The 22,318-nt window shown below is 35.5% G+C and carries 24 protein-coding genes; 7 read left to right on the top strand and 17 right to left on the bottom strand.

What is annotated here, in order from left to right; all coding sequences use genetic code 11:
- Window positions 1–26 precede the first annotated feature (26 nt).
- A complete protein-coding gene (rnpA, locus tag AC6CH4_RS21630) occupies window positions 27–431 on the bottom strand; it encodes a ribonuclease P protein component (protein ID WP_498106665.1) in 405 nt (134 codons plus the stop codon).
- Window positions 432–557: 126 nt separating this feature from the next.
- Here rnpA and AC6CH4_RS21625 point away from each other — a divergent pair, with 126 nt between their 5' ends.
- The 3 genes from AC6CH4_RS21625 to AC6CH4_RS21615 all read left to right on the top strand — a co-directional run bounded on the left by AC6CH4_RS21625 (window position 558) and on the right by AC6CH4_RS21615 (window position 3,199).
- Window positions 558–1,298, top strand: coding sequence for a lysophospholipid acyltransferase family protein (locus AC6CH4_RS21625; RefSeq protein ID WP_498106663.1), 741 nt, complete (start codon window positions 558–560; stop codon window positions 1,296–1,298).
- A 54-nt stretch (window positions 1,299–1,352) separates the two neighbouring features.
- Window positions 1,353–2,345, top strand: a complete 993-nt coding sequence (locus AC6CH4_RS21620; protein ID WP_498106661.1) for an acyl-ACP desaturase — start codon at window positions 1,353–1,355, stop codon at window positions 2,343–2,345.
- Window positions 2,346–2,545: 200 nt separating this feature from the next.
- Complete coding sequence (locus tag AC6CH4_RS21615) at window positions 2,546–3,199, top strand: HD domain-containing protein (protein WP_498106659.1); 654 nt, start codon at window positions 2,546–2,548, stop codon at window positions 3,197–3,199.
- Between the two features lie 202 nt (window positions 3,200–3,401).
- Here the strand turns inward: AC6CH4_RS21615 and AC6CH4_RS21610 are convergent, their stop codons facing one another.
- From AC6CH4_RS21610 to AC6CH4_RS21590, 5 genes are all read right to left on the bottom strand, one after another.
- Window positions 3,402–3,524, bottom strand: coding sequence for a FeoB-associated Cys-rich membrane protein (locus tag AC6CH4_RS21610; RefSeq protein ID WP_498106657.1), 123 nt, complete (start codon window positions 3,522–3,524; stop codon window positions 3,402–3,404).
- 6 nt (window positions 3,525–3,530) lie between these two features.
- Window positions 3,531–5,630 (bottom strand): ferrous iron transport protein B, encoded by a 2,100-nt coding sequence (gene feoB, locus AC6CH4_RS21605; RefSeq protein WP_498106655.1) that lies wholly within the window; start codon window positions 5,628–5,630, stop codon window positions 3,531–3,533.
- Window positions 5,630–5,869, bottom strand: coding sequence for a FeoA family protein (locus AC6CH4_RS21600; protein ID WP_017495803.1), 240 nt, complete (start codon window positions 5,867–5,869; stop codon window positions 5,630–5,632). Before AC6CH4_RS21600 ends, feoB begins: the two co-directional genes overlap by 1 nt.
- 103 nt (window positions 5,870–5,972) lie before the next feature.
- Complete coding sequence (locus AC6CH4_RS21595) at window positions 5,973–6,638, bottom strand: SCO family protein (RefSeq protein WP_498106653.1); 666 nt, start codon at window positions 6,636–6,638, stop codon at window positions 5,973–5,975.
- A 188-nt stretch (window positions 6,639–6,826) separates the two neighbouring features.
- Window positions 6,827–7,750 (bottom strand): DMT family transporter, encoded by a 924-nt coding sequence (locus AC6CH4_RS21590; protein ID WP_498106651.1) that lies wholly within the window; start codon window positions 7,748–7,750, stop codon window positions 6,827–6,829.
- A gap of 202 nt (window positions 7,751–7,952) precedes the next feature.
- Between AC6CH4_RS21590 and AC6CH4_RS21585 the strand changes: the two genes are divergently transcribed.
- Complete coding sequence (locus tag AC6CH4_RS21585) at window positions 7,953–10,013, top strand: M13 family metallopeptidase (RefSeq protein WP_498106649.1); 2,061 nt, start codon at window positions 7,953–7,955, stop codon at window positions 10,011–10,013.
- Between the two features lie 52 nt (window positions 10,014–10,065).
- On the opposite strand, the gene AC6CH4_RS21580 is transcribed toward AC6CH4_RS21585, so the two are convergent.
- The 11 genes from AC6CH4_RS21580 to hemA form a co-directional block, all read right to left on the bottom strand.
- The gene (locus AC6CH4_RS21580; protein ID WP_498106647.1) at window positions 10,066–10,515 is read right to left on the bottom strand and encodes a GyrI-like domain-containing protein; all 450 of its coding nucleotides are present in this window, start codon (window positions 10,513–10,515) and stop codon (window positions 10,066–10,068) included.
- A 93-nt stretch (window positions 10,516–10,608) separates the two neighbouring features.
- Window positions 10,609–11,010 (bottom strand): c-type cytochrome, encoded by a 402-nt coding sequence (locus tag AC6CH4_RS21575; RefSeq protein ID WP_498106645.1) that lies wholly within the window; start codon window positions 11,008–11,010, stop codon window positions 10,609–10,611.
- Between the two features lie 4 nt (window positions 11,011–11,014).
- On the bottom strand, window positions 11,015–12,013 hold the full coding sequence (gene hemB, locus AC6CH4_RS21570; protein ID WP_498106643.1) for a porphobilinogen synthase: 999 nt from the start codon (window positions 12,011–12,013) through the stop codon (window positions 11,015–11,017).
- Window positions 12,014–12,070: 57 nt separating this feature from the next.
- Entirely contained in the window at window positions 12,071–12,958 is an 888-nt protein-coding gene (locus AC6CH4_RS21565) for a fructose bisphosphate aldolase (RefSeq protein ID WP_498106691.1), read from the bottom strand.
- Window positions 12,959–13,304: 346 nt separating this feature from the next.
- Window positions 13,305–14,207: an oxygen-dependent coproporphyrinogen oxidase gene (hemF, locus tag AC6CH4_RS21560; RefSeq protein WP_498106641.1), complete on the bottom strand. Its 903-nt coding sequence runs from the start codon at window positions 14,205–14,207 to the stop codon at window positions 13,305–13,307.
- A complete protein-coding gene (locus AC6CH4_RS21555) occupies window positions 14,197–14,748 on the bottom strand; it encodes a GNAT family N-acetyltransferase (protein ID WP_498106639.1) in 552 nt (183 codons plus the stop codon). Before AC6CH4_RS21555 ends, hemF begins: the two co-directional genes overlap by 11 nt.
- Before the next feature lie 2 nt (window positions 14,749–14,750).
- On the bottom strand, window positions 14,751–15,128 hold the full coding sequence (locus tag AC6CH4_RS21550) for a hypothetical protein (RefSeq protein WP_498106637.1): 378 nt from the start codon (window positions 15,126–15,128) through the stop codon (window positions 14,751–14,753).
- Between the two features lie 78 nt (window positions 15,129–15,206).
- Window positions 15,207–16,232, bottom strand: coding sequence for a uroporphyrinogen decarboxylase (gene hemE, locus AC6CH4_RS21545; protein ID WP_192186598.1), 1,026 nt, complete (start codon window positions 16,230–16,232; stop codon window positions 15,207–15,209).
- A gap of 79 nt (window positions 16,233–16,311) precedes the next feature.
- On the bottom strand, window positions 16,312–16,986 hold the full coding sequence (locus AC6CH4_RS21540) for a uroporphyrinogen-III synthase (protein WP_498106635.1): 675 nt from the start codon (window positions 16,984–16,986) through the stop codon (window positions 16,312–16,314).
- The gene (hemC, locus tag AC6CH4_RS21535; RefSeq protein ID WP_498106633.1) at window positions 16,986–17,909 is read right to left on the bottom strand and encodes a hydroxymethylbilane synthase; all 924 of its coding nucleotides are present in this window, start codon (window positions 17,907–17,909) and stop codon (window positions 16,986–16,988) included. Before hemC ends, AC6CH4_RS21540 begins: the two co-directional genes overlap by 1 nt.
- Before the next feature lie 105 nt (window positions 17,910–18,014).
- Window positions 18,015–19,265 carry a glutamyl-tRNA reductase gene (gene hemA, locus AC6CH4_RS21530; RefSeq protein ID WP_498106631.1) on the bottom strand — a complete coding sequence of 417 codons (1,251 nt, stop codon included), beginning with the start codon at window positions 19,263–19,265 and terminating at the stop codon, window positions 18,015–18,017.
- 227 nt (window positions 19,266–19,492) lie between these two features.
- Between hemA and AC6CH4_RS21525 the strand changes: the two genes are divergently transcribed.
- From AC6CH4_RS21525 to AC6CH4_RS21515, 3 genes are all read left to right on the top strand, one after another.
- Window positions 19,493–20,365: a helix-turn-helix domain-containing protein gene (locus AC6CH4_RS21525; RefSeq protein ID WP_056247889.1), complete on the top strand. Its 873-nt coding sequence runs from the start codon at window positions 19,493–19,495 to the stop codon at window positions 20,363–20,365.
- A 222-nt stretch (window positions 20,366–20,587) separates the two neighbouring features.
- Entirely contained in the window at window positions 20,588–21,601 is a 1,014-nt protein-coding gene (gene hemH, locus AC6CH4_RS21520; protein WP_498106629.1) for a ferrochelatase, read from the top strand.
- A gap of 40 nt (window positions 21,602–21,641) precedes the next feature.
- The gene (locus tag AC6CH4_RS21515; protein ID WP_498106627.1) at window positions 21,642–22,190 is read left to right on the top strand and encodes a CopD family protein; all 549 of its coding nucleotides are present in this window, start codon (window positions 21,642–21,644) and stop codon (window positions 22,188–22,190) included.
- Window positions 22,191–22,318 lie beyond the last annotated feature (128 nt).

The raw sequence follows: 22,318 nt of genomic DNA, 5'->3' as shown, positions 1-22,318 counted from the left end.
TGATAAACAAAGTTGTTTTTTGAGATTTAGATTTCTGTTTTAGTTTCAGAATCTGTCGTTTTGTTTATTTGTTGCAGAAATTTCTCAAACAACTGAATTGTTTTGGTATTAATTTCTTCGTAAGATAATTTGTCTTTGGTCTGATAGAAAAACATAATAGAATAAGGCTGTTCCACAGTATCCCAAAGCAAATGTTTGTTCAATCGATAGGTTTCTCTAAGAACGCGTTTGAAGTAATTTCTATCAACGGCTCTCTTGAAATACTTCTTCGAAACCGAAACACCAATTTTAATTTTTTCTTCTGAATCAGCTTCTGCTTGACGGTAAACCAAACGCAATGGATATTTAGAAACCGATTTTCCTTCAGAAAACAGTAAACCAATTGTCGTTTTGCTCTTTAAGCGTTCATTTTTAGGGTAAGTAAAATTCATTTAATTCAGAAAAAATTTGCAATTTTATAGGCAAAGGTACAATTAAACCATAAAAACGGTTATTGTTTTTAATTTTTATACCGCTAAAAATTTATTTATTACTTTTGGCAATTAATTTTTTTAAGCATGCAAAAGATAATTTCGTATCCCATATCCGTAATTTACTATTTATGTTTTGGATTGTGTTTGGTGATTTTTCATCCGATACAATGGATTTGCCTAAATGTTTTTGGCTATCAGGCTCATAAAATTAGCGTTGATTATTTGAATTTCTTTCTTTTAAGATGCACATATCTTGTGGGAACTACATATACTATTAAAAATAGAGAGACAATTCCCACGGGAGTTCCTTTGATTTTTGTGTCAAATCACCAAAGTATGTACGATATCGTCGCAATGATTTGGTACTTTAGACGTTTTCATTGTAAATTTGTAAGTAAGAAGGAGTTAGGTAGTGGAATCCCGAGTGTATCTTATAATTTACGCCATGGAGGTTCGGTACTAATTGACCGTAAAGACCCAAAACAGGCAATTCCGGTAATCAAGGGCTTGTCTGAATATATCGAAAAAAACAAAAGATCTGCTGTAATTTTTCCTGAAGGTACAAGAAGTAAAACAGGAAAACCTAAAGAATTTGCTCAAAGCGGTTTAAAAATCCTTTGCAAATATGCGCCATCGGCGTATGTTGTACCTGTGAGCATAAACAATTCATGGAAAATGGTAAAATATGGGTTTTTCCCGGTTGGTTTAGGAAATCACCTTACCTTTACCGCGCATAAAGCCATGGCAGTAAAAGATTATGATTTTGCCGAGTTAATGAAATTGACAGAAAAGGCAGTTGTAGAAGGAGTAAACGAGTATAAATAGATTTTTGTTTTTCAGAAATAAAACTGAAACAGAAATCGCAATCTTAAATAAGTAATGTCTATAAAAAACATTAGATTAGAAGTAATGCAGTTTTTGGAAAAAAACGTGGATAGCTTCGTAGAACAGTATTTAATTCCAGTAGAAAAAATTTGGCAGCCGTCAGATTTTCTGCCTAATTCTGAAGGAGATAATTTCTTTGAGGAGGTTAGAGAATTACGCGAAATTGCCAAAGAATTACCATATGATTTCTGGGTAACTTTAGTAGGTGACACTATCACTGAAGAAGCTTTGCCTACATACGAATCCTGGTTAATGGATGTCGAAGGAATAAATCAGATAGAAAACGGTGGAAACGGTTGGTCTAAATGGATCCGTCAATGGACCGGAGAAGAAAACCGCCACGGTGATTTGCTAAATAAATACTTGTATTTGTCTGGTCGTGTTAACATGCGTGAAATCGAAATGACAACACAGCATTTAATCAACGACGGTTTTGATATCGGAACTGGATCTGACCCGTACAAAAACTTTGTATATACTAGTTTCCAGGAATTAGCAACATATGTATCGCACAACAGAGTAGCTCAAATGGCTAAGAAATTTGGTGATAACAAGTTGTCTAAAATGTGTAAAATGATTGCGGGTGACGAAATGCGTCATCACCATGCCTATAGCGAATTTGTTACCAGAATTTTTGCAGTTGATCCTAGCGAAATGATGTTAGCGTTTCAATACATGATGAAACAAAAAATCGTGATGCCGGCTCACTTCTTAAGAGAATCTGGTCAAAAAATCAGTTCTGCTTTCGAACAATTTTCTGATTCTGCACAGCGTATCGGTGTTTACACTGCCAACGATTATGTAGATATCATGCAGAAATTAATGGATAAGTGGGAAATTGATAAAATGTCTGGTTTAACAGACGAAGCAGAAAAAGCCCGTGATTACTTAATGAAATTACCAGCTCGTATGGCAAGAATCTCTGAAAGATTAGTAATTCCACAGGAATCTCACATTTTTAAATGGGTTGAACCAGCGAGACTTTAAAAAATTTTAGATTGCAGATTTTAGATTGTTTATTAACGGTTTTAAAATTGATTTTTGCAATTCATATTGATATTGAAAATATTGTTGATTGCTGAGGTTTTATAAACTTAAGCAATCAACATTTTTATTTATAAAAGAAATGATCAGCGGCAATCCGCTTAAATCCGTGTCATCCGCGTTCCATTCTCAACACAGAAACTATGAATAATCCAGAATTAATAAATAAAACAATTGCGTTCGTAAAAGAAAAATTAAACGATGCCGAAGGCGGACACGATTGGTTTCATATTGAACGTGTTTATAAAAATGCGCTTTTAATTGCAAAAGATACAGATTGTGATTTGGTTGTGGTACAATTAGGTGCTTTGCTTCATGACATTGCCGACAGTAAATTTCATAACGGAGATGAAACCATCGGACCAAAAACAGCCAGATTATTTCTGGAATCTGAAAATGTTTCAGAAGAAATTATTCAGCATGTAGTAAACATCATCGAAAACATCTCTTATAAAGGCGGAAATTTTGAAAAGAGCTTCTCGTCTATAGAATTAGATATCGTTCAGGATGCGGATCGTTTAGACGCGATAGGGGCAATTGGAGTAGCAAGGGCGTTCAATTATGGCGGATTTAAAAATCGTGCCTTATATGACCCCGAAATTGCGCCTATAACAAACATGAGCAAGGAAGAATACAAAAAGAACAATGCCCCAACGATAAATCATTTCTACGAAAAGCTTTTGCTCTTAAAAGATAAAATGAATACGGAGACCGGAAAACAAATTGCTGCCGAAAGACATAAATTTATGGAAATCTTTTTAGCGCAGTTTTATGCGGAGTGGGAGGGAGTGAAATAGTTTTCAGTCTCAGTCTCAGTTTTCAGTTTCGAGGACTCAGTTATAAAGTATTATTCCGCAAAGAAACGCCAAGAAAACACAAAGCTTCACAAAGAAATTTTAAATCTCTGTGAAGCTCTGTGCTTTTTTACTCTGTGTATCTCTGTGAAATTACTTTCCAAAACCTTTGTCCCTTTGAGCCTTTGCAACTTTGAACCTTCCTCTACGAACACCCACAATTCCCATCACCGCAATCCTTTTTCTTTTTAGATTTACAAAAGAATTTTTTGATCAAAAAGGCGACCGCAATAAGTAATATTCCAAAGGCAATAATTTCTTGTATCATGGCCGTTTATTTTAAAAGTTGATAGGCTAAAAGTGCAACAAAATAGGCTAAACCGCTCATTAAGAATAATTGCATAGCTGGCCATTTCCAGGAATTGGTTTCTTTTTTGGTAATCGCCAATGTACTGGCGCATTGCATTGCAAAAGCATAAAATAGCAATAGCGAAATTCCAGAAGCAAAATTAAAAATCTTCTCACCCGTTACCGGATTTACTTCTTTTTGCATTTTGCTTTTAATTGTTGCTTCGTTATCACTGTCTCCAACACTGTAAATCGTAGCTAAAGTTCCAACAAACACTTCACGTGCGGCAAACGAACTGATAATCGCAATTCCGATTTTCCAGTCGTATCCTAAAGGCGCGATTGCCGGTTCGATGGCTTTACCCATAATTCCAATATAGGAATTCTCTAATTTTTGAGAAGCCACTTCGTTTTCAAACTGAACTTCATTTAAAGTTGTATTGGCAAATCTTTCTTTTACGATGGTTTCTGCTTCATTAAAATCTCTTCCGGGGCCAAAAGAAGCTAAAAACCATAAAATAACAGATATCGCCAGTATAATTTTACCCGCACCAACAACAAATGCTTTTGTTTTCTCGACTACGTTGATTCCAACATTCTTTAAAAGCGGCATTTTATAGCTTGGCATTTCAACTACAAAATACGTTTTGGTATTGAATTTCAGTATTTTATTTAAAATTAGTGCAGATAGAATTGCTGTGCCAAATCCCAATAAATAAAGGAACATCAATGATAATCCCTGAAGGTTTAGAATTCCCAGAACGCGTTGGTCGGGAATAACCAAAGAAATAATAATGGTATAAACCGGAAGTCTTGCAGAACAAGTTGTAAACGGTGTTACCAAAATCGTGATTAAACGCTCTTTCCAGTTTTCGATATTTCGGGTTGCCATAATTGCCGGAATAGCACAGGCAGTTCCTGAAATTAAAGGCACTACACTTTTTCCGGAAAGCCCGAACTTTCGCATGATTTTATCCATCAAAAACACCACCCGGCTCATGTATCCGCTTTCTTCCAAAATGGAAATAAACAGAAACAAAAAGGCAATTTGCGGAATGAAAATCAAAATCCCTCCAATTCCAGGTATAATTCCTTGCGAAAGTAAATCGGTTAATATACCACTTGGCAGTCCGGCTGCTGTCCAACTGCTTAAAGAAGCAAAGGTGCTGTCAATAAAGTCCATTGGAATGGTTGACCAGCTAAAAATCGATTGGAAAATCACAAATAAAATAGCAAGGAAAATTACATAACCCCAAACTTTGTGTGTTAAAACACGATCAAGTTTGGCTCTTATGTCTTTTGCCATCGATTCATCAACTTGTAAACCTTCTTTCAAAACATCATTAATGAACTGATATCTTTTGATAGTTTCTTTTTGCTGTAAACGTTTTAGTTCCGAATGCGATTTGGTGAAAGTATTTCGGATTTCATTTCGCTCTAAATTCAAAAAATTTACATCTTGCGTAATAACCAGCCATAATTTGTATAATAACTGATTCGGAAAAGCATGTTGTAGTTTTTCAAAATATTCCGCATCAATTACTGAGGCATTCAAACAAGGCTCGTGAGGAATTGTTTTGTACGAAACGATTAGTTCTTTTAGTTCCTCAATTCCATGCCCTTTACGAGAGCTCACTAAAGCAATTTTAGTTTTTAGTTTTTCTTCTAAAAAAGGGATATCAAGTGTAATACCTTTACTTTCCATACGATCAGACATATTGATGACTAGAATCGTCGGAATTTCAAGGTCTTTTATTTGGGTGTAAATCAGTAAATTTCGTTTCAGATTTTCGACATCTGTTACCACTACTGCAACATCCGGATATAATTTGTCGTTTTTATTCAGCAAAAGTTCAATTACAACACTTTCGTCCATCGAACTGGCATTCAAACTATATGTTCCCGGTAAATCGAGAATATTCGCTTTGATGTTGTGAGGCAATTTACAAAACCCTATTTTTTTCTCAACAGTAATTCCGGGATAATTCCCAACTTGCTGATTTAAACCGGTAAGCTGATTAAAAACTGAAGTTTTTCCTGTGTTAGGATTCCCGATAAGGGCAACATTTATATTTTGAATGCTCATTACAAATTGGTTTTGATAAGTTCAACTTCAATTTCACGAGCAGTTTCAACACGAATAGCCACATGTGAGCCATTAATATCTAAATATAGAGGATCTCCAAAAGGGGCAATTTGAAGTAATTCGACTAAGTTGCCCGGCAAACAACCCATTTCTAATAACTTTAGAGGAATAAGATCGATATCAAAATCTTTGATAATGGCTTTTTCGCCTTTTTTCAGAGTGTGAATTGTATTTTGCAAGCTTATTTAGATTGAATTTAGATTGCAAAAATAGGTAATAATTCTTTATTTCAAGGCATTTAACAGTTTTGATTGTGCCAAAATTTACTTAAATAAGCCAATTTTACTCTTGTGATAAGAAATCGATGTCCTCAAGAAGTCTTTTAATTTCTTCTTTATTTGTTCCATCATAAAATCCGCGAACACGACGTTTTTGATCCACTAAAACAAAATTCTCCGTATGAACCATATCGTACAACTGGTCAGGGCGACCTAATTTCACTGCTAAGTATGATTTTCTGGCCATCGTGTAAATCTCTTTTTTATCTCCGGTGACCAAATTCCATTTGCTATCTACAACACCGTATTTTACGGCATAAGCTTTTAAAACGGAAACACTGTCTACTTCTGGAAATACAGTATGGGAAAGTAACATTACTTTGGGATTATTAAGAACAGCCTTTTGGACTTCCGATAAATTTGTCGACATTTTTGGACAAATTGATCCGCAAGTCGTGAAGAAAAAGTCGGCTACATAAATTTTTCCTTCGTAGTTTTTTTGAGTAATGGTGTCACCATTTTGATTTACAAAAGAGAAATCAGCAATGGTGTGGTATTTACTTTTGTATTGAATCGTACTGTCAACCAGTTCAGGATTTACATCAGAAGGATTGTAAATGGGTAAAGTTTTTTGCGGCTTTAAAGCCGAATAAAATAGGGATATAGTTACTACCGAAAATACAATTAAAACAATAAAGAATTTGCGGTACTTGTATAGTAAAGATTTCATAAACAGAATTTGGCGCAAAAATACGAAAAGGAGTTTTTAAAAGCCTAACGAACCTTAGCTTTTAACAGGAGATTAAAAAGTTTTGCCACGAATTACACTAATTTACACGAATTAATATGTTCTCTGAAATCATAAGCAGAGAGAATTAGTAAAAATTAGTGTAATTCGTGGCAAACTTATTTGACACTTTAAGTTTTAACCTTTCTAATAGACTTGTTAACCAAATACAATCCAATAAGAGTTACTGCTGCACCAATTGCAATGGCCTGTGTAAGTGTTTCTCCAAAAATGAAAGATCCTAAAACCATGGCTACAATCGGATTTATATAAACATAAATACTGCTGATTTCCGTTGGAAGATGCTGTAACGTATAAATAAAAGCAATGAAGGTTAAGACCGAACCAATAATGATTAAATAAGCAATTGCCCACCAGGAATTTAAAGAGATTTCACTCAAAGGAATATTGGTTCCTGCAGCTTCTGTAATTCCAAATAAAAACACACTTGAAATCAGCATCTGCAATCCTAAACTAAAATACGGATTAAAACTTGACGCTTTTTTCTTGGTTTCCAAAATTCCGAAGGCCCAGGTAATAGTTGAAGCGACCATTAAAATGATTCCGAATTGAAAATCAGGCCTTAAAAAATCAGATAAGTAATCCATGAAAATGATGCAGATTCCGCCGAAGCTAATCAGGATTCCGAATAAAGCTACTCTGGCGATTTTTACACCATTAAAAAAATTGATAATAATAATCCAAATTGGGAAGAGAGCACTAATAATAGCACCTAATCCACTACTGATATATTTTACGCCCCAAGTACTTAGACCATTGCTTAAGGCAAAATTCAGTATAGATAAAATAATAATTGTTTTCCATTGTTTTCCTTTTGGCCAGGGTTCTTTTTTAATTAGAAAATAACCAACATAAAGCAAACCGCCCAAAAATTGACGGATGGTTGCTACCTGAAGTCCGGGCATATGTCTAACAGCTTCTTTTGATGCCAGCCAGGTCGTTCCCCAAAAGAAACTTACCCAGCATAAAGCCAAAATTGGAAATCCTATTGCTTCAATTTTTCCTGAAAAGGCATTCTGAATTTTTGCTCTCACTTTTATATTTTTTCTTTTGACAAATATTCCAAAAACAATTTCAAATATTCCGAAAAACCGGACATAATATTCATGAAACTTTTCGTTTAAATCCATTCGGAAATTGAATGTAAATCCTCAGGTCAATATTATTGGTAAATTTTAACATAATAATCAAAATAATAACAATATGTTTGTATATATACTAAAACAATAAAGAAAAATGATTAAACAGCTTACTAAACCTATGTTTTGTGTAGTTTCTGCAATGTTAACTTTCACTGCAGTTCAGTCTCAAAATGCAAAACCAAAAGAACCGGGTATCAATATTGCCAATATGGATACTAAAGTTAGTCCGGGTGACGACTTTTTTCGTTATGTAAACGGAACCTGGTTAGAAAAAACTGAAATCCCAAGTGATAGAAATTCATGGGGAAGTTTTAATGAACTACGTCAGAAAACAGACGAAAATTCATTAGTGATCTTAAAAGAAGCTTCAAAAGATCCGAAGTATAAATCAAATACAGATCAGGGTAAGGCAATTGCTTTATTTAATACGATCATGGACACCGTTGGAAGAAATAAAAGAGGTGTTACACCACTTCAGCCTTATTTGAAGAAAATCGACGCTATTAAAAATGTAGCCGATTTACAAAATTATCTTACTGAAATGCAATCTCAGGGTGGTGCTGGTTTCTTTGGAGTTTTTGTTGGAGCTGACGCTAAAAACAGTAATAAAAATTCAGTTAATTTAGGTCCCGGAACTTTAGGATTATCAGATAAGGATTACTACAATTCTGATGATAAAGATTCTAAAGAAAAACGTGAAAAATATGAGATTCACGTGGCTAGAATGCTTCAGTATATTGGAGAATCTCCTGCAAAAGCAAAAGAAAGTGCAAAACAAATTCTGGCTTTAGAGGTTGAAATGTCTGCACCAAGATTAGATCGTGTTGAACGCAGAGATCGTAGAAAACAATACAATCCAACTGCGGTTGCTGATTTGAAAAAAAATACACCTTCTATTCAATGGGATAAATATTTCACCGGAATCGGAATGACAAAATTAGATACTGTGAATGTTGCTCAGCCTCGTTACATGATCGCTTTAGAAAAAACTTTTACTGAAAAGAAAATAGAAGCATGGAAAGAATACCTAAAATGGTCTTTACTAAACAGAGCGGCATCAACGTTGACAACAGAAATAGAAAATGCAAATTTTGATTTCTACGGAAAAACATTAACAGGAGCTTTAAAACAACGTCCTCGTGAGGAAGTTGCTTTGCAGGTAATCAACGGTGCAACTGGTGAAGCTTTAGGAAAACTGTACGTAGAGAAATTATTTCCTGCCGAAGCTAAAGATAAAGCTAAAAACATGATTGCAAATGTAATGCAGGCGTACAGAAACAGAATCAATGCTTTGCCTTGGATGTCAGCTGAAACTAAGACAAAAGCTATTGAAAAATTAAACAAATTAACGGTTAAAATTGGATATCCTGATAAATGGAAAGATTATTCCGCTTTAGAACTTAAAAACGTTAGCGAAGGCGGAACTTATTTTGATAACATGAAAAATTTATCAAAATGGTCTTATGCTGAAAATCTTGCTAAATTAGGCAAGCCAGTTGATAAAACAGAGTGGGGAATGTCACCACAAACGGTAAACGCTTATTTCAATCCATCTTATAACGAGATTGTTTTCCCTGCAGCGATTTTACAACCACCTTTCTACAATTATCAGGCTGACGAAGCTGTAAATTATGGTGGAATCGGAGCTGTTATCGGTCACGAAATCTCTCATGGTTTTGATGACTCAGGCGCACGTTACAATGCAGACGGAAATCTTGTTGACTGGTGGACTGCTGATGATTTAAAACAATTTACAACTCTTGGAGGTGAACTTGCTGCTCAATACAGTGCTTTAGAGCCATTGCCGGGAATTCACGTAGATGGTAAATTTACTTTAGGAGAAAACATTGGTGACTTAGGAGGTACAAATGCGGCTTACGATGGTTTGCAGTTGTATTTGAAAGCAAATGGAAATCCGGGTTTAATTGACGGATTTACGCCAGAACAACGTTTCTTTATTTCATGGGCTACAGTTTGGAGAACTAAATCAAGAGATGAGGCAATAAAAAGTCAGGTTAAAACAGATCCGCACTCTCCGGGAATGTACAGAGCGGTAGTGCCAATTCAGAATTTGGATACTTTCTACCAAGCTTTCGGAATTAAGGCAGGAGACAAAATGTACGTAGAACCAGCAAAAAGAGTTAAAATCTGGTAATATTGACAAGCATAAAAAAACGGCGCTAAAATTAGCGCCGTTTTTGTTTTATCTATTTGACTGCGATAAAAATATCGACTTCGGCATTTTCAGGATTCTGTGCTTTCTCTCCGTAAATTTCAAAATCTGCGGTAAAACTTCTGTCCAGATCTGAATTCCAAATCTTCATCCATTCATTAAAAACAATGTTTTCATGAAGATTTCCTTTTGCAGTAAACTTTTCATAAGTTGCTTTTTCAATAGTTTTCCCGGTCATTCCTTCCGGAATAAAATCTAAAGAGCTCACCAGACATCCTAAAATGGTTGTGTAAGGTTTTGTGTGATCTTTTTCGTAGTCGGTATAAACACAATAAAGAGCATTATCAATTTTATTCGGAATTTTTTCAGCAATCCCTTCCGTCATAAATTTGTTCCAAAGTGCAGGAATATCTTGTCCAGACTGACCATTTTCATTAGTCGTTCGCACTGAAATCCCAATAATACTAAATTTTTGAATATCCATTTTTAGTTAAATTATTTTGTTTGATTTCAAATTTACGATCACAGTACGACAACAGTGTGTCAGCAGGAAATTGAAAAAGATATATTTAAGAGCTTATTTTGTATTGCTGTAAATATAAGCTTCAATTGCTTTTAATTCTTCATCAGACATTGCCTGAGTTACCGGAAAATTAGTTTTCATAACAGAGAACTGACTAGGATCAACAATTGGATCTGCATTTCCTTTTAGGAAAGTAACAATATTACCTTTTTTGTCTTTATACATTTTTCCGATTTCCTGAATACTTGGGCCAATAATTTTTTGATCTACCTGATGACAGGAAACACAATTTCCTCTTCCTTCAAAAATGTCTTTTCCTAAAGCTTCCGGTGTTTTGGCTTCCGCCGATTCGCCTTCTGAATAGGTTTCTGTTGCGGTTGTATCAGGATTTTCAGTTGTTTCTTTTTTACAGGATGCGAAAGCTAAAACGGCAGATAAGAATAATGCTTTTTTCATTTTTTTACTTCTTATTTAATAGTATTGCCGCCTCTTTAGCGAAATAAGTCGAGATAATACTGGCTCCCGCACGCTTAATGCAATACAGTTGCTCCATCATGATTTTATCATTATCCAGCCAGCCTCTTTCGGCAGCAGCCTTAATCATAGCATATTCTCCTGAAACGTGAAAAACAGTTACCGGAACATTTACGGCATTTTTTACTTCTCGTACAATATCAAGATAAGCAATTCCTGGTTTTACCATTACCATATCAGCACCTTCTTCAACATCCATAAGGGTTTCTCTGATCGCTTCGATACGGTTGGCATAATCCATCTGGTATGTTTTTTTGTCTTTCGGAACAACTACATCAGCTTCTCTCGGCGCACTGTCCAAAGCATCACGAAACGGCCCGTAAAATGCAGAAGCATATTTAGCCGAATAACTCATAATTCCCACATTATGAAATCCTGCTGCATCCAATCCCTGGCGTAAACGCAAAATACGTCCGTCCATCATATCACTTGGCGCTACAAAATCAGCTCCGGCTTGTGCGTGCGAAACGGCCATTTTTACCAATGCGTCGTTGGTGACATCATTGGAAACATCGCCATTTTCGATAATTCCGTCATGACCATAAATAGAGTAGGGATCAAGGGCCACATCCGGCATTACAACCATTTCAGGACAAGCAGCTTTAATGGCTTTAATAGCATTTTGCATTAATCCGTTTGGATTCCAGGCTTCTTTTCCAGTATTGTCTTTTAATGATTCGTCTACTTTTACATAAATGTTGACAGCGCGAATTCCTAAAGCAAAAATCTCCTTTACTTCTTCTACTGTTAAGTCGATCGAACGACGGAAAATTCCCGGCATTGATGGAATTTCAACTTTATAATTTTCGCCTTCTGCAATAAACATTGGAAACATAAAATCACTTGGACTTAATGTTGTTTCGCGAACTAAACTACGGATAGATTCATTTACTCGTAGTCTTCTGCCTCTTTGTAATGGGAACATATTTTTTTGTTTAAAGTTTCATGTTTCAGGTTTTATCCTGAAGTTATTCTGATATTTTTATGTAATGGAAGCGGTGTAAATCGCTTTTATGGTTTTATCAAGTTTTTGGTTAAATTCATCATCAGACTGGCCAGCAGAAAGACCTTCAGACAATGCTCGTGAGAAGCTGGCGATCAATCCGTGGTTTTGTGTCAGTTTAGCATTGGCTTCTTCTTCTGAATATCCTCCGGAAAGTGCCACAACACGAACAACATGCGGATCAGACATTAGTTCTTTATAAAAGTCATTTACAGTCGGAATAGACAATTTCAACATTACTTTTACATCTTTATCAAGTAAATTAAGCTGTTTCTTTATTTCTTCTTTCAGAATTTCTTCTGATTTTTCTTTGTCAGCACTGTAAATATCAACCTCCGGTTCAATGATCGGCACAAGTCCTTTTGCAAAGATTTGTTTTCCTACTTCAAATTGTTGTTTCACTACTTCACGAATTCCTTCGGCATTTGCTTCTTTGATAACAGAACGCATCTTAGTTCCAAAAACGTTTTTTTCTACAGCCCGTGTCAACAGTTCATCTAAATTAGAAATCGGTTTCATCAGCTGAACGCCATTCGCAAGATCGGCAAGCCCTTTATCGACTTTTAAAAACGGAACGATGTTTTTCTTTTCCCACAAGTAATCAGCAGTCCATTGTCCGTCGATTTTGCGATCCATGGTGTTTTCAAACAAAATAGCTCCCAGGATATATTCGCTTTTAAAGGCAGAGCTCTTAATTATACGGGTTCTCATTTCATGTACCAGCGTGTACATTTCTTCGTCATTTGCGAAACTGCTTTCCTGAACGCCATATTGTGCTAACGCTTTTGGTGTGCTTCCGCCACTTTGGTCTAATGCGGCAATAAATCCTTTTCCGGAATGCATGCGATCTAATTGTGCAATGTTCATTTTTCTCTTTTCCATAATAATGATTTTTAAGTGGTTTTATTCATTATTTAAAAGCTCCAGAGGAGCATTATGCTTATAGATAAAATTTAACGTCTGGGATGTAGATTTAAATTTATACGCCACCCCGCTGGGGTTCAATGAAATAAATCTACAAAATCGCTATAAACATGTTGTCCCGATGGGACTTAATTACATTAAAATTACTCAATTAATTTTGGAGTTTTAATAAATATAAACCCATTTTTAAATTGAAGCTCCAGAGGAGCATTATGTTTATAGTACTATTTAGCGATTTGAATTTTAGCTCCGTAGGAGCGTAATGTTATTATCTTAATTCAACTAATATTTAGATCCATTCTTTTGGATTTTCCAATACATTTACCAATTTCTCTTCTTCACTTCCTGCTTCTGCATGATGATCGTAAACCCATTGTACATGTGGAGGTAAACTCATCAAAATACTCTCAATTCTTCCGTTGGTTCTTAAACCGAATAAAGTGCCTTTGTCATGAACCAAATTGAACTCGACATAACGGCCACGACGGATTTCCTGCCAATTTCTGTTTTCAGGAGTATAGGCTAAATTTTTTCTTTTCTCAACAATTGGAACATAAGCTTCTAAGAAACTATTCCCAACTTCAGAAACGAAATTGAACCAATCTTCCATCGACATTGATTCATTTGCTTTGCAATAATCAAAGAACAAACCGCCAATTCCGCGGGCTTCGTTTCGGTGCGCATTCCAGAAATAAGCATCACATTGTTTTTTATATTTTGGATAAAACTCGGGATTATGTTTATCGCAAGCGGTTTTACACGTTTGATGAAAGTGAGTTGCATCTTCTTCAAACAAATAATAAGGCGTTAAATCCTGACCACCTCCAAACCATTGTTCGATCACTTTTCCGTGTTCATCGTACATCTCAAAATAACGCCAATTGGCATGAACTGTTGGTGTCATTGGGTTTTTCGGATGTAAAACCAAACTTAATCCGCAGGCAAAGAAATCGGCTTCGCCAACGCCAAACATTTTCTGCATTGCTTCAGGAAGTTTTCCATGAACGGCTGAAATGTTTACACCGCCTTTTTCGAAAACGGCACCGTTTTCAATAACGCGTGTTCTTCCACCACCGCCTTCCGGACGTTTCCAAAGATCTTCACGGAATTTTGCAGTTCCGTCAACAGCTTCTAATCCGGCGCAGATTTGATCTTGTAGATTTTGTATGTATGCGTAAAATTTATCTTTCATGAGTATTGTATTCTGATTTAAGCAATCCAAAATAAACAGTGTTTTGCAATTCGCCATCACCATTTCTAAATTCGTCTCTTAAAATTCCTTCTTGTTTGAAATTGTGTTTTAAGGCAACTCGTTGACTTGCAAAGTTAATTTCTGATGTGCAGATGAAAACTTTGTTTAGCTTCAATTCGTTGAAACTAAAATCTACTGCATGTGAAACCATTTTTGATGTGATTCCCTTTCCCTGATAATCTTCATCGGTAAAATAACCTAATTCACATTTTGAGATGCGATAATCAATAGTTTTTACGCACAAATAACCAAGTAAGTCATTGGTTTTGATGTCTCTTGCGAAAAAATAAAAGCCTTCGCTATTTTTTTCTTTTTCAAGATTGACAGCCATAAAGCCTTCTGCTTTCTTTAAAGAATCAGAATTAGCTAATGTCACCGGAAAAGTTTTGTGAATGTGATTTTTGTTTTTATTTACTAACGTGAAAAATTCTTCGGCAGTAACATCTTCAATTCGATCTATTTTCCAATCTGTAAAACTCATGTTTATTTGTTTTTAGCTGAGGCGATTTTGGCATTTATTCCGAAGGAGAAAACCTTGCTTTCTTGCTGAATGTATTGGTAAATAGCAAGTGCTTTTCCTAAAAAATCAAATTGCTTTTCTTGTGATAAACCAACTAGAATATCTGCAAATTGCTCCTGTTGGTTCCAGTCTAATTGACATCTTTGAAGTAGAATAATCAATTCTTCTTCGGGTATTTCAATTGTTCGTTGCAGACTTAAACCAAAACCTTTGAGTTGCTCATCTATAAGACTAGTGTCTTCAGCATTCCAAAATTTAGGCACAAAAATAAGTGTGTGCAAAGTCCTGAGAGTATTCTCAATTCTGATGTTTTCTTCGTCTCTTAGGCCTTTGTTGAGCATTATCTTTTGAGTTTTCAGTCGCAGTCACAGTTTTCAGCTTTAAAGTGAGACTGAAAACTGAGACTGAATACTGTATAACTATTGTCCGTATTCCTTAACCGCGTCAATAAACGCTTTAGCATGATCTACAGGGATATTTGGTAAAATTCCGTGACCTAAATTTACAACATATTTATCTTTTCCGAATTCGTCGATCATTTCGTGAACCATTTTTTTGATGGTTGGAATTGGAGAAAGCAATCTTGATGGATCAAAATTTCCTTGTAAAGTAATGTTTCCACCAGACAAGTAACGGGCATTTCTAGCTGAACAAGTCCAGTCTACACCCAATGCCGAAGCTCTACTTTTACCCATTTCGCCAAGAGCGAACCAACATCCTTTTCCGAAAACAATAACCGGAGCGTGATCAGCCAAAGCTTCAACGATCTGGTTGATGTATTTCCATGAGAATTCCTGATAATCAACCGGAGAAAGCATTCCGCCCCAGGAATCAAAAATCTGAACGGCATCAACTCCCGCTTTTACTTTTTCTTTTAAGTATAAAATAGTCGTATCTGTAATTTTTTGTAATAAAGTGTGTGCCGCAGCAGGGTTTGAAAAACAGAAACCTTTTGCAGTATCAAAACTTTTAGAGCCTTTTCCTTCAACAGCATAACAGAAAATTGTCCAAGGCGAACCAGCGAAACCAATTAATGGCACTTCGTCGTTTAGCATTTCTTTCGTCAATTTAATGGCATCCATAACATAACCTAAACTTTCCTGAATGTCCGGTACGTAAACGCGATGAACATCAGCCAATGAACGAATAGGATTTGGTAAAAACGGACCGAAATTTTCTTTCATTAAAACTTCGATTCCCATTGCTTGAGGTACAACCAAAATATCTGAGAATAAAATTGCTGCATCCGGAGCAATTCTGCGAATTGGCTGAACAGTAATTTCTGCGGCTAATTCCGGAGTCTGACAACGGGTAAAGAAATCATATTTATCACGTAGAGCAATAAATTCTGGTAAATATCTTCCGGCTTGACGCATCATCCATACTGGCGGGCGTTGAACAGTTTCTCCTTTTAATGCTTTTAAAAATAGGTCGTTTTTTAACATTTTTTTGTTGCTTTAGGCTTTAAGCTTTAGGCTTTAAGCGTTTGTTTGTCTTTATTTTTTGTTGCTTATTGCCTAAGGCTTAAAGCTTATTGCTGTATTCAATAATTACATCCTCAATCACATCTTCAACTGTTGGCTGATCTGCGATGATGATGTTTTTGGTAATTTTATGTAAGGCGTCTGCAGTGGTTTCTCCAATGCAAAAACACGTTTCTTTTTTGATGGTATTGTCTTTCAAATAACTTTCAACGCCAGACGGACTGAAAAACAAGATCGCGTCAACGGCTGTTTTTATTTTTTGAGGTGTTAATGATGTATCGTAAACCTGAATTTCGTTGAACTTTACATCTGCTTCTTTTAAAGCTTGTGGTAAAGTTTCTCTGCGAAGGTTTCCGCTGAAAAAAGTAAAGCTTTCGTTACGGTAAATCAAAGTGATAATTTCGGCTAAATCTGAAGCATAACCCGTGTAAGCCACAACGTTAAAGCCACTTTCTGATAAAAGAATCTTCGTTTTTAAACCAACGCAAAAAACGTTTTTACTTTTCAGTTCTTCCGCTTTTGGATGTGATAAAATACTGTGAACGGCATTCTGACTTGTGAAAATTAGATTTTCGTTGAGGTCTTTTAGTTCAAATGATTTGTTTTGAGTCTGAATGAAATCGGCATCAATAACATCTAAATTAGCATCAGTTAATGCCTTTTTTTGTTCGCCCGATAGCTTTTTTGTGGATAATATCTGAATTGATTTTGCCATTATTTTTTAAGAGATTCTTTAATAGATTGCATCAACTCGGTTCCGCCATTGTTTAGAATTTCCTGTGCAGCGAAAAATCCCAGTTTTTTCCATTCTGAAATATCTACGGTTTTTTCAATTTCCAGTTTTTGTTTTCCATCAACAGAAAGCAAAACACCTTGAAAATGTAAAGTGTCTTCGTCTTCGTTATATGTAACCAAAGCTCCAATTGGCGCCGTACAGCCACCTTCCAGCGTTCTCAAAAACTGACGTTCGATATAAGTACAGATCTCCGTTTCAATATGATTTAACTGCGAAAGTGCGTCTAAAGTATAATTGTCATTTTCCATTGCCACAACAAGCATTGCTCCTTGTGCCGGCGCGGGAATCATCCAATCCAAATTGATATAATTTTCTGGTTTTATGTTAATTCGCTCCAAACCTGCAGCGGCAAAAACAGCTCCATCCCAGTTATTGTCTTGTAATTTTTGCATACGTGTGTTTACGTTTCCACGTAAATCAACCACCGTATGGTTAGGATATTTATTGAACCATAATGCCTGGCGACGCAAACTTCCGGTTGCAATTGTACTTGGTTTTTCAAAATCCGGATTTCCTTTGTGTACTAAAATGTCTAAAACATTGGCTCTTTCTAAAACCGCAGCCTGAACAATTCCTTTTGGCAATGCCGTTGGAACATCCTTCATAGAGTGAACAGCAATATCACAATCGCCATTAATCATGGCAACATCCAGCGTTTTAGTAAAAATTCCGGTAATGCCAAGTTCGTAAAGCGGTTTGTCCAAAATAATATCACCTGTAGATTTTACGGCAACAATCTCGGTTTTATACCCCAGATCATTTAGTTTTTTCTCGACAGTGTGTGCTTGCCAAAGTGCCAATTCGCTATCGCGAGTTCCTATTCTGATTGTTTTTTCAGCCATGTTCTATTTTTTTTCACCATATAAGTCATATAAGTAAATTTAAGCATTGCGTAAATAACTATAATTGAATGAACTTATATGACTTATATGGTGGAAAATTTATTTTTAAGATGCTTTTATTTTGAAGACTTTTTCGATCCATTCGATGCTTTCATCGACCATGGTGTCGTCGTCTTTTAAGTGGTTTGCGAAATGGGTAGTGATTTTTTGAATGATTCTGTTGCTGATAATTTCAGCCTGAGCTTCATTAAAATCAGTGATTTTTTTGCTTTGAAAGTTTAATTCTGAGTCTTTAATCGCGTTCAGTTTTTCTTTTAAAGCATTGATGGTTGGAGCAAACTTTCTGCCTTTCATCCAAACTACAAATTCTTCTTTGATTTCTTCAATGATTGCTTCAGCAGCCGGAATATGTAATTTTCTGTTTTCCAAAGTTTCATCTGTCAATTGCGACAAATAATCCATGTGAATCAAAGTTACACCTTCTAATTCCTCAACGTTTTCATTCACGTTTTTCGGAATCGATAGATCTAAAATCAATAAAGGTTTTTTAAGATTTAAGATAGCCTTGTCAACCGTTGGGTTTTGTGCACCCGTAGCGACAACCACAACATCTGCTTTTTGAAGTTCTAAATGAAGTTCCGAATAATCCTTAACAATCAAATTCAATTTTCCAGCCAGTTTCTCAGCTTTGTCTTTGGTTCGGTTGATTAAAGTAATATGTTCGTTTTTAGTATGTTTTACAAGATTTTCGCAAGTATTTCTTCCGATTTTTCCTGTCCCGAAAAGTAAAATATTTTTGTTTCCAATGTCTTCTACATTTTTCATAATGTATTGAACGGATGCAAAAGAAACCGAAGTTGCTCCGGAACTAATTTCTGTTTCGTTTTTGATTTTTTTGCTCGCCTGAATCACAGCGTTTACCAATCTTTCCATAAAAGTATTGGCCAATCCCATTGCTTTAGAATGTGTGAAACTAGTTTTTATTTGAGAAATAATCTCGAAATCGCCCAGAATCTGACTGTCTAAACCAGTTCCTACGCGAAACATATGATTTATAGCTTCCTGATTTTTATAAACGAATCCCACTTTTTGGAAAGCATCTACAGATCCGTTACTATTATCGCAAATAAGTTTTATTAATTGAAAAGGGTGTTCAGCAAAACCGTAGATTTCGGTTCTGTTGCAAGTCGAAGTGACAATTAAACTTTCTATTCCTTCTGTTTTAGCTTGTTCCAGCAAACGCGTTTTGGCAACGGCATCCAAACTAAATTGACCTCTTACCTCAGCATCAGCTTTTTTATAACTCAGACCAACTGAATAAAAATATAGGTGTTTCGGTACATTATTGTTTTCCATAAATTCACTTTCATAAAAGTGCAACAAAATTATCATTATACTGTTTACAAAAGTAACGCTCAAAGTACTATTTGTATCGCTACATGTTTTTTTGTTTCTAAACGACTGTTTTTATGCAAAAAGCATTATTTTTGTAGCAAAATCAAGTTGTTTGAAATGATTTGTTTAGAGTGATTCTAAATAACATTTCTCTTTGGCTATGATTTTAGTTTCAAAAAAATATCGCTATGAGTTCTCAGGAAATTATAAAAATTGAAGACGACTTTACGCTGATCCGTTTTCAAAACGACAGTTCAGAACCATTTTTTGGACAACACGAAGTTGGTAGTGGTCTGATACAGTTTCACTTCGGGATAAAAGGCAATGCCAAATTTTTGTTTAATCAAGGTAGTTATGCCTTAGATTTGAAAGAAGAGAAATCGCTGCTTTTGTATAATCCACAGAAAGAATTACCGCTGAATTTAGAACTCGCTCCAAATTCCTGGGTAATTTCGGTTATTGTATCAATCAAGAAATTTCATGCGTTGTTTTCTGCGGAAGCAGATTATATTACTTTTTTAAGTCCTGATAATAAGGACAAAAAGTATTATAACGAAGGAAATATTAGTCCTTCTATGGCTATTGTGCTGAGTCAGTTGTTTCATTACAACCTTCATCCATCGATAAAAAACCTTTATTATAAGGGAAAAGGATACGAATTGTTGAGTTTGTATTTCAATCGAACCGAAGATCCAAACGCAGAACAATGTCCGTTTTTGATTGATGAAGATAACGTCTTGAAAATCCGTAAAGCAAAAGAAATTATAATTGCCAATATGGCCGAACCACCCGGATTGCAAGAACTGGCAGATGAAATTGGTTTGAATTTGAAGAAACTCAAAATGGGTTTCAAACAAATTTACGGCGATACTGTTTACGGTTTCCTCTTCGATTATAAAATGGATTTTGCGCGAAAACTGTTAGACAGCGGATCTTATAATGTAAACGAAGTTGGATTGAAAATCGGTTATAGCACAGGAAGCCATTTCATCGCGGCATTCAAGAAAAAGTTTGCCACAACTCCAAAGAAGTATTTGATGTCGATTAATACGAATGTTTAAGTTTGTTTGCCACGAATTTCACTAATTAGCACGAATTAAAAATCTGCTGAATCTGCGAAATCTGCAAGCAAAAAAACTCAGCAAATCGATTTTAGATATTTCTCAATAACTAAAAAGTAATAAATATCATATTTCTAAAAAGTAGCAATTTCTACTTTTGCCGAAAATTAAAACAAAAACAAAGCTTAAAGCCTAATGCTTAAAGCCTAAAGCAAAAAAAGAATGAAAGGCGTATTATTAGTAAACCTAGGATCTCCGGAAAGTCCAACTACCAAAGATGTAAAACCGTACTTAGACGAATTTTTAATGGATAAATATGTGATTGATGTTCCGTATTTGTTGAGAGCATTTTTAGTTCGTGGTATTATCCTAAGAAAAAGACCAGAAGAATCAGCACATGCATATGCTAAAATCTGGTGGGAAGAAGGTTCTCCGTTAGTGGTACTGTCTGAAAGAATGCAGAAAAAAGTACAGCCTTTGGTAAATGTTCCAGTTTCTTTGGCAATGCGTTATGGAACGATGACAATCGAAAAAGGGCTACAGGAATTGCACGATAAAGGAGTTACAGAAGTGATGCTTTTTCCATTGTATCCGCAATACGCAATGGCTTCAACTTTGACAATTTTAGTTAAAGCAGAAGAAATCCGCAAGAAGAAATTCCCACACATGACTTTTACCGATGTCCCTGCGTTTTACAACAAACCAGACTACATCAAGAATTTAGCCGATTCGATTCAGAAACACCTAGTTGGATTTGATTATGATCATTTATTATTTTCGTATCACGGAATTCCGGAACGTCATATCCGCAAAACAGATGTAACCAAGTCACATTGTAAAATTGATGGTTCTTGTTGTAACACGCCTTCGCCGGCGCATGATTTCTGTTACCGTCATCAATGTTATGAAACAACCAAACAAGTAGTAAAATTATTGGGAATTCCAGAAGATAAATACAGCTTGACTTTTCAATCTCGCTTGGCGGGAGATAAATGGCTGGAACCTTATACCGATGTTGAAATTGATAAAATGCCAGGGAAAGGGATCAAGAAATTAGCAGTTGTAACACCCGCTTTTGTGTCTGATTGTTTAGAAACTCTGGAAGAAATTGCAATGCGCGCCAAAGAAGATTTTGAAGCACAGGGAGGCGAAGAATTTTTAGCGATTCCGTGTTTGAATGATGATGATGAGTGGTGTCAGACCGTGAGTAACTGGATTAACGACTGGGCTAAATAATAGAAAATAGAGTAAAGAATAAAGAACAAAGACTTTGTCAATGGAATATTATAACTACTTAAAATCATTACATCTTATTTTTGTAATAACCTGGTTTGCGGGATTGTTTTATATTGTGCGTTTGTTTGTGTACCAAATCGAAGCCAACGAAAAACCATCTCCTGAAAAGGAAATTTTGCAGGCACAGTATAAAATAATGGCCTACCGTTTGTGGTACATTATTACGTGGCCATCAGCAATTTTGGCCAGTATTTTTGCTTTTTGGATGTTGTTTTTTACCGATTTAGGAAACGCCTGGCTCAAAATGCCGTGGATGCATGTAAAATTGTGTTTCGTTTTCTTATTGTATTTGTATCATTTAAAATGCCATCAAATTTTCAAGCAATTGCAAAATGATGAGATAAAATATTCCAATAATTTCATGCGTTTATGGAATGAAGGCGCTACAATTATTTTATTTGCCGTAGTGTTTCTAGTAGTTTTAAAAAGCGCCATCAACTGGATTTTCGGTGTAATCGGAATTGTTTTATTCTCGGTTTTAATCATGTTGGGATTCCGATTTTATAAACGAATTCGCGAAAAGAAATAGTATTCAGTCGCAGTTTTCAGTCACAGTTTACACTCTGACACTGAAAACTGCGACTGCGACTGAAAACTAAATTTATGCTAAACAACTTCAAAATGTCAATGCTTTCACTTCGTACCAGGATTTTCCTG

The sequence above is a fragment of the Flavobacterium sp. GQ95 genome (genome assembly GCF_059758655.1).
The sequence above is the reverse complement of the archived record's forward strand: the minus strand, read 5'-3'. Positions and strand labels throughout refer to the sequence as shown.

Excerpts from the sequence above, each read along its gene's own strand:
- rnpA (WP_498106665.1), bottom strand. The coding sequence starts at position 431 with ATGAATTTTACTTACCCTAAAAATGAACGCTTAAAGAGCAAAACGACA.
- AC6CH4_RS21625 (WP_498106663.1), top strand. The coding sequence starts at position 558 with ATGCAAAAGATAATTTCGTATCCCATATCCGTAATTTACTATTTATGT.
- AC6CH4_RS21620 (WP_498106661.1), top strand. The coding sequence starts at position 1,353 with ATGTCTATAAAAAACATTAGATTAGAAGTAATGCAGTTTTTGGAAAAA.
- AC6CH4_RS21615 (WP_498106659.1), top strand. The coding sequence starts at position 2,546 with ATGAATAATCCAGAATTAATAAATAAAACAATTGCGTTCGTAAAAGAA.
- AC6CH4_RS21610 (WP_498106657.1), bottom strand. The coding sequence starts at position 3,524 with ATGATACAAGAAATTATTGCCTTTGGAATATTACTTATTGCGGTCGCC.
- feoB (WP_498106655.1), bottom strand. The coding sequence starts at position 5,630 with ATGAGCATTCAAAATATAAATGTTGCCCTTATCGGGAATCCTAACACA.
- AC6CH4_RS21595 (WP_498106653.1), bottom strand. The coding sequence starts at position 6,638 with ATGAAATCTTTACTATACAAGTACCGCAAATTCTTTATTGTTTTAATT.
- AC6CH4_RS21585 (WP_498106649.1), top strand. The coding sequence starts at position 7,953 with ATGATTAAACAGCTTACTAAACCTATGTTTTGTGTAGTTTCTGCAATG.
- AC6CH4_RS21580 (WP_498106647.1), bottom strand. The coding sequence starts at position 10,515 with ATGGATATTCAAAAATTTAGTATTATTGGGATTTCAGTGCGAACGACT.
- AC6CH4_RS21575 (WP_498106645.1), bottom strand. The coding sequence starts at position 11,010 with ATGAAAAAAGCATTATTCTTATCTGCCGTTTTAGCTTTCGCATCCTGT.
- hemB (WP_498106643.1), bottom strand. The coding sequence starts at position 12,013 with ATGTTCCCATTACAAAGAGGCAGAAGACTACGAGTAAATGAATCTATC.
- AC6CH4_RS21565 (WP_498106691.1), bottom strand. The coding sequence starts at position 12,958 with ATGAACATTGCACAATTAGATCGCATGCATTCCGGAAAAGGATTTATT.
- hemF (WP_498106641.1), bottom strand. The coding sequence starts at position 14,207 with ATGAAAGATAAATTTTACGCATACATACAAAATCTACAAGATCAAATC.
- AC6CH4_RS21555 (WP_498106639.1), bottom strand. The coding sequence starts at position 14,748 with ATGAGTTTTACAGATTGGAAAATAGATCGAATTGAAGATGTTACTGCC.
- AC6CH4_RS21550 (WP_498106637.1), bottom strand. The coding sequence starts at position 15,128 with ATGCTCAACAAAGGCCTAAGAGACGAAGAAAACATCAGAATTGAGAAT.
- hemE (WP_192186598.1), bottom strand. The coding sequence starts at position 16,232 with ATGTTAAAAAACGACCTATTTTTAAAAGCATTAAAAGGAGAAACTGTT.
- AC6CH4_RS21540 (WP_498106635.1), bottom strand. The coding sequence starts at position 16,986 with ATGGCAAAATCAATTCAGATATTATCCACAAAAAAGCTATCGGGCGAA.
- hemC (WP_498106633.1), bottom strand. The coding sequence starts at position 17,909 with ATGGCTGAAAAAACAATCAGAATAGGAACTCGCGATAGCGAATTGGCA.
- hemA (WP_498106631.1), bottom strand. The coding sequence starts at position 19,265 with ATGGAAAACAATAATGTACCGAAACACCTATATTTTTATTCAGTTGGT.
- AC6CH4_RS21525 (WP_056247889.1), top strand. The coding sequence starts at position 19,493 with ATGAGTTCTCAGGAAATTATAAAAATTGAAGACGACTTTACGCTGATC.
- hemH (WP_498106629.1), top strand. The coding sequence starts at position 20,588 with ATGAAAGGCGTATTATTAGTAAACCTAGGATCTCCGGAAAGTCCAACT.
- AC6CH4_RS21515 (WP_498106627.1), top strand. The coding sequence starts at position 21,642 with ATGGAATATTATAACTACTTAAAATCATTACATCTTATTTTTGTAATA.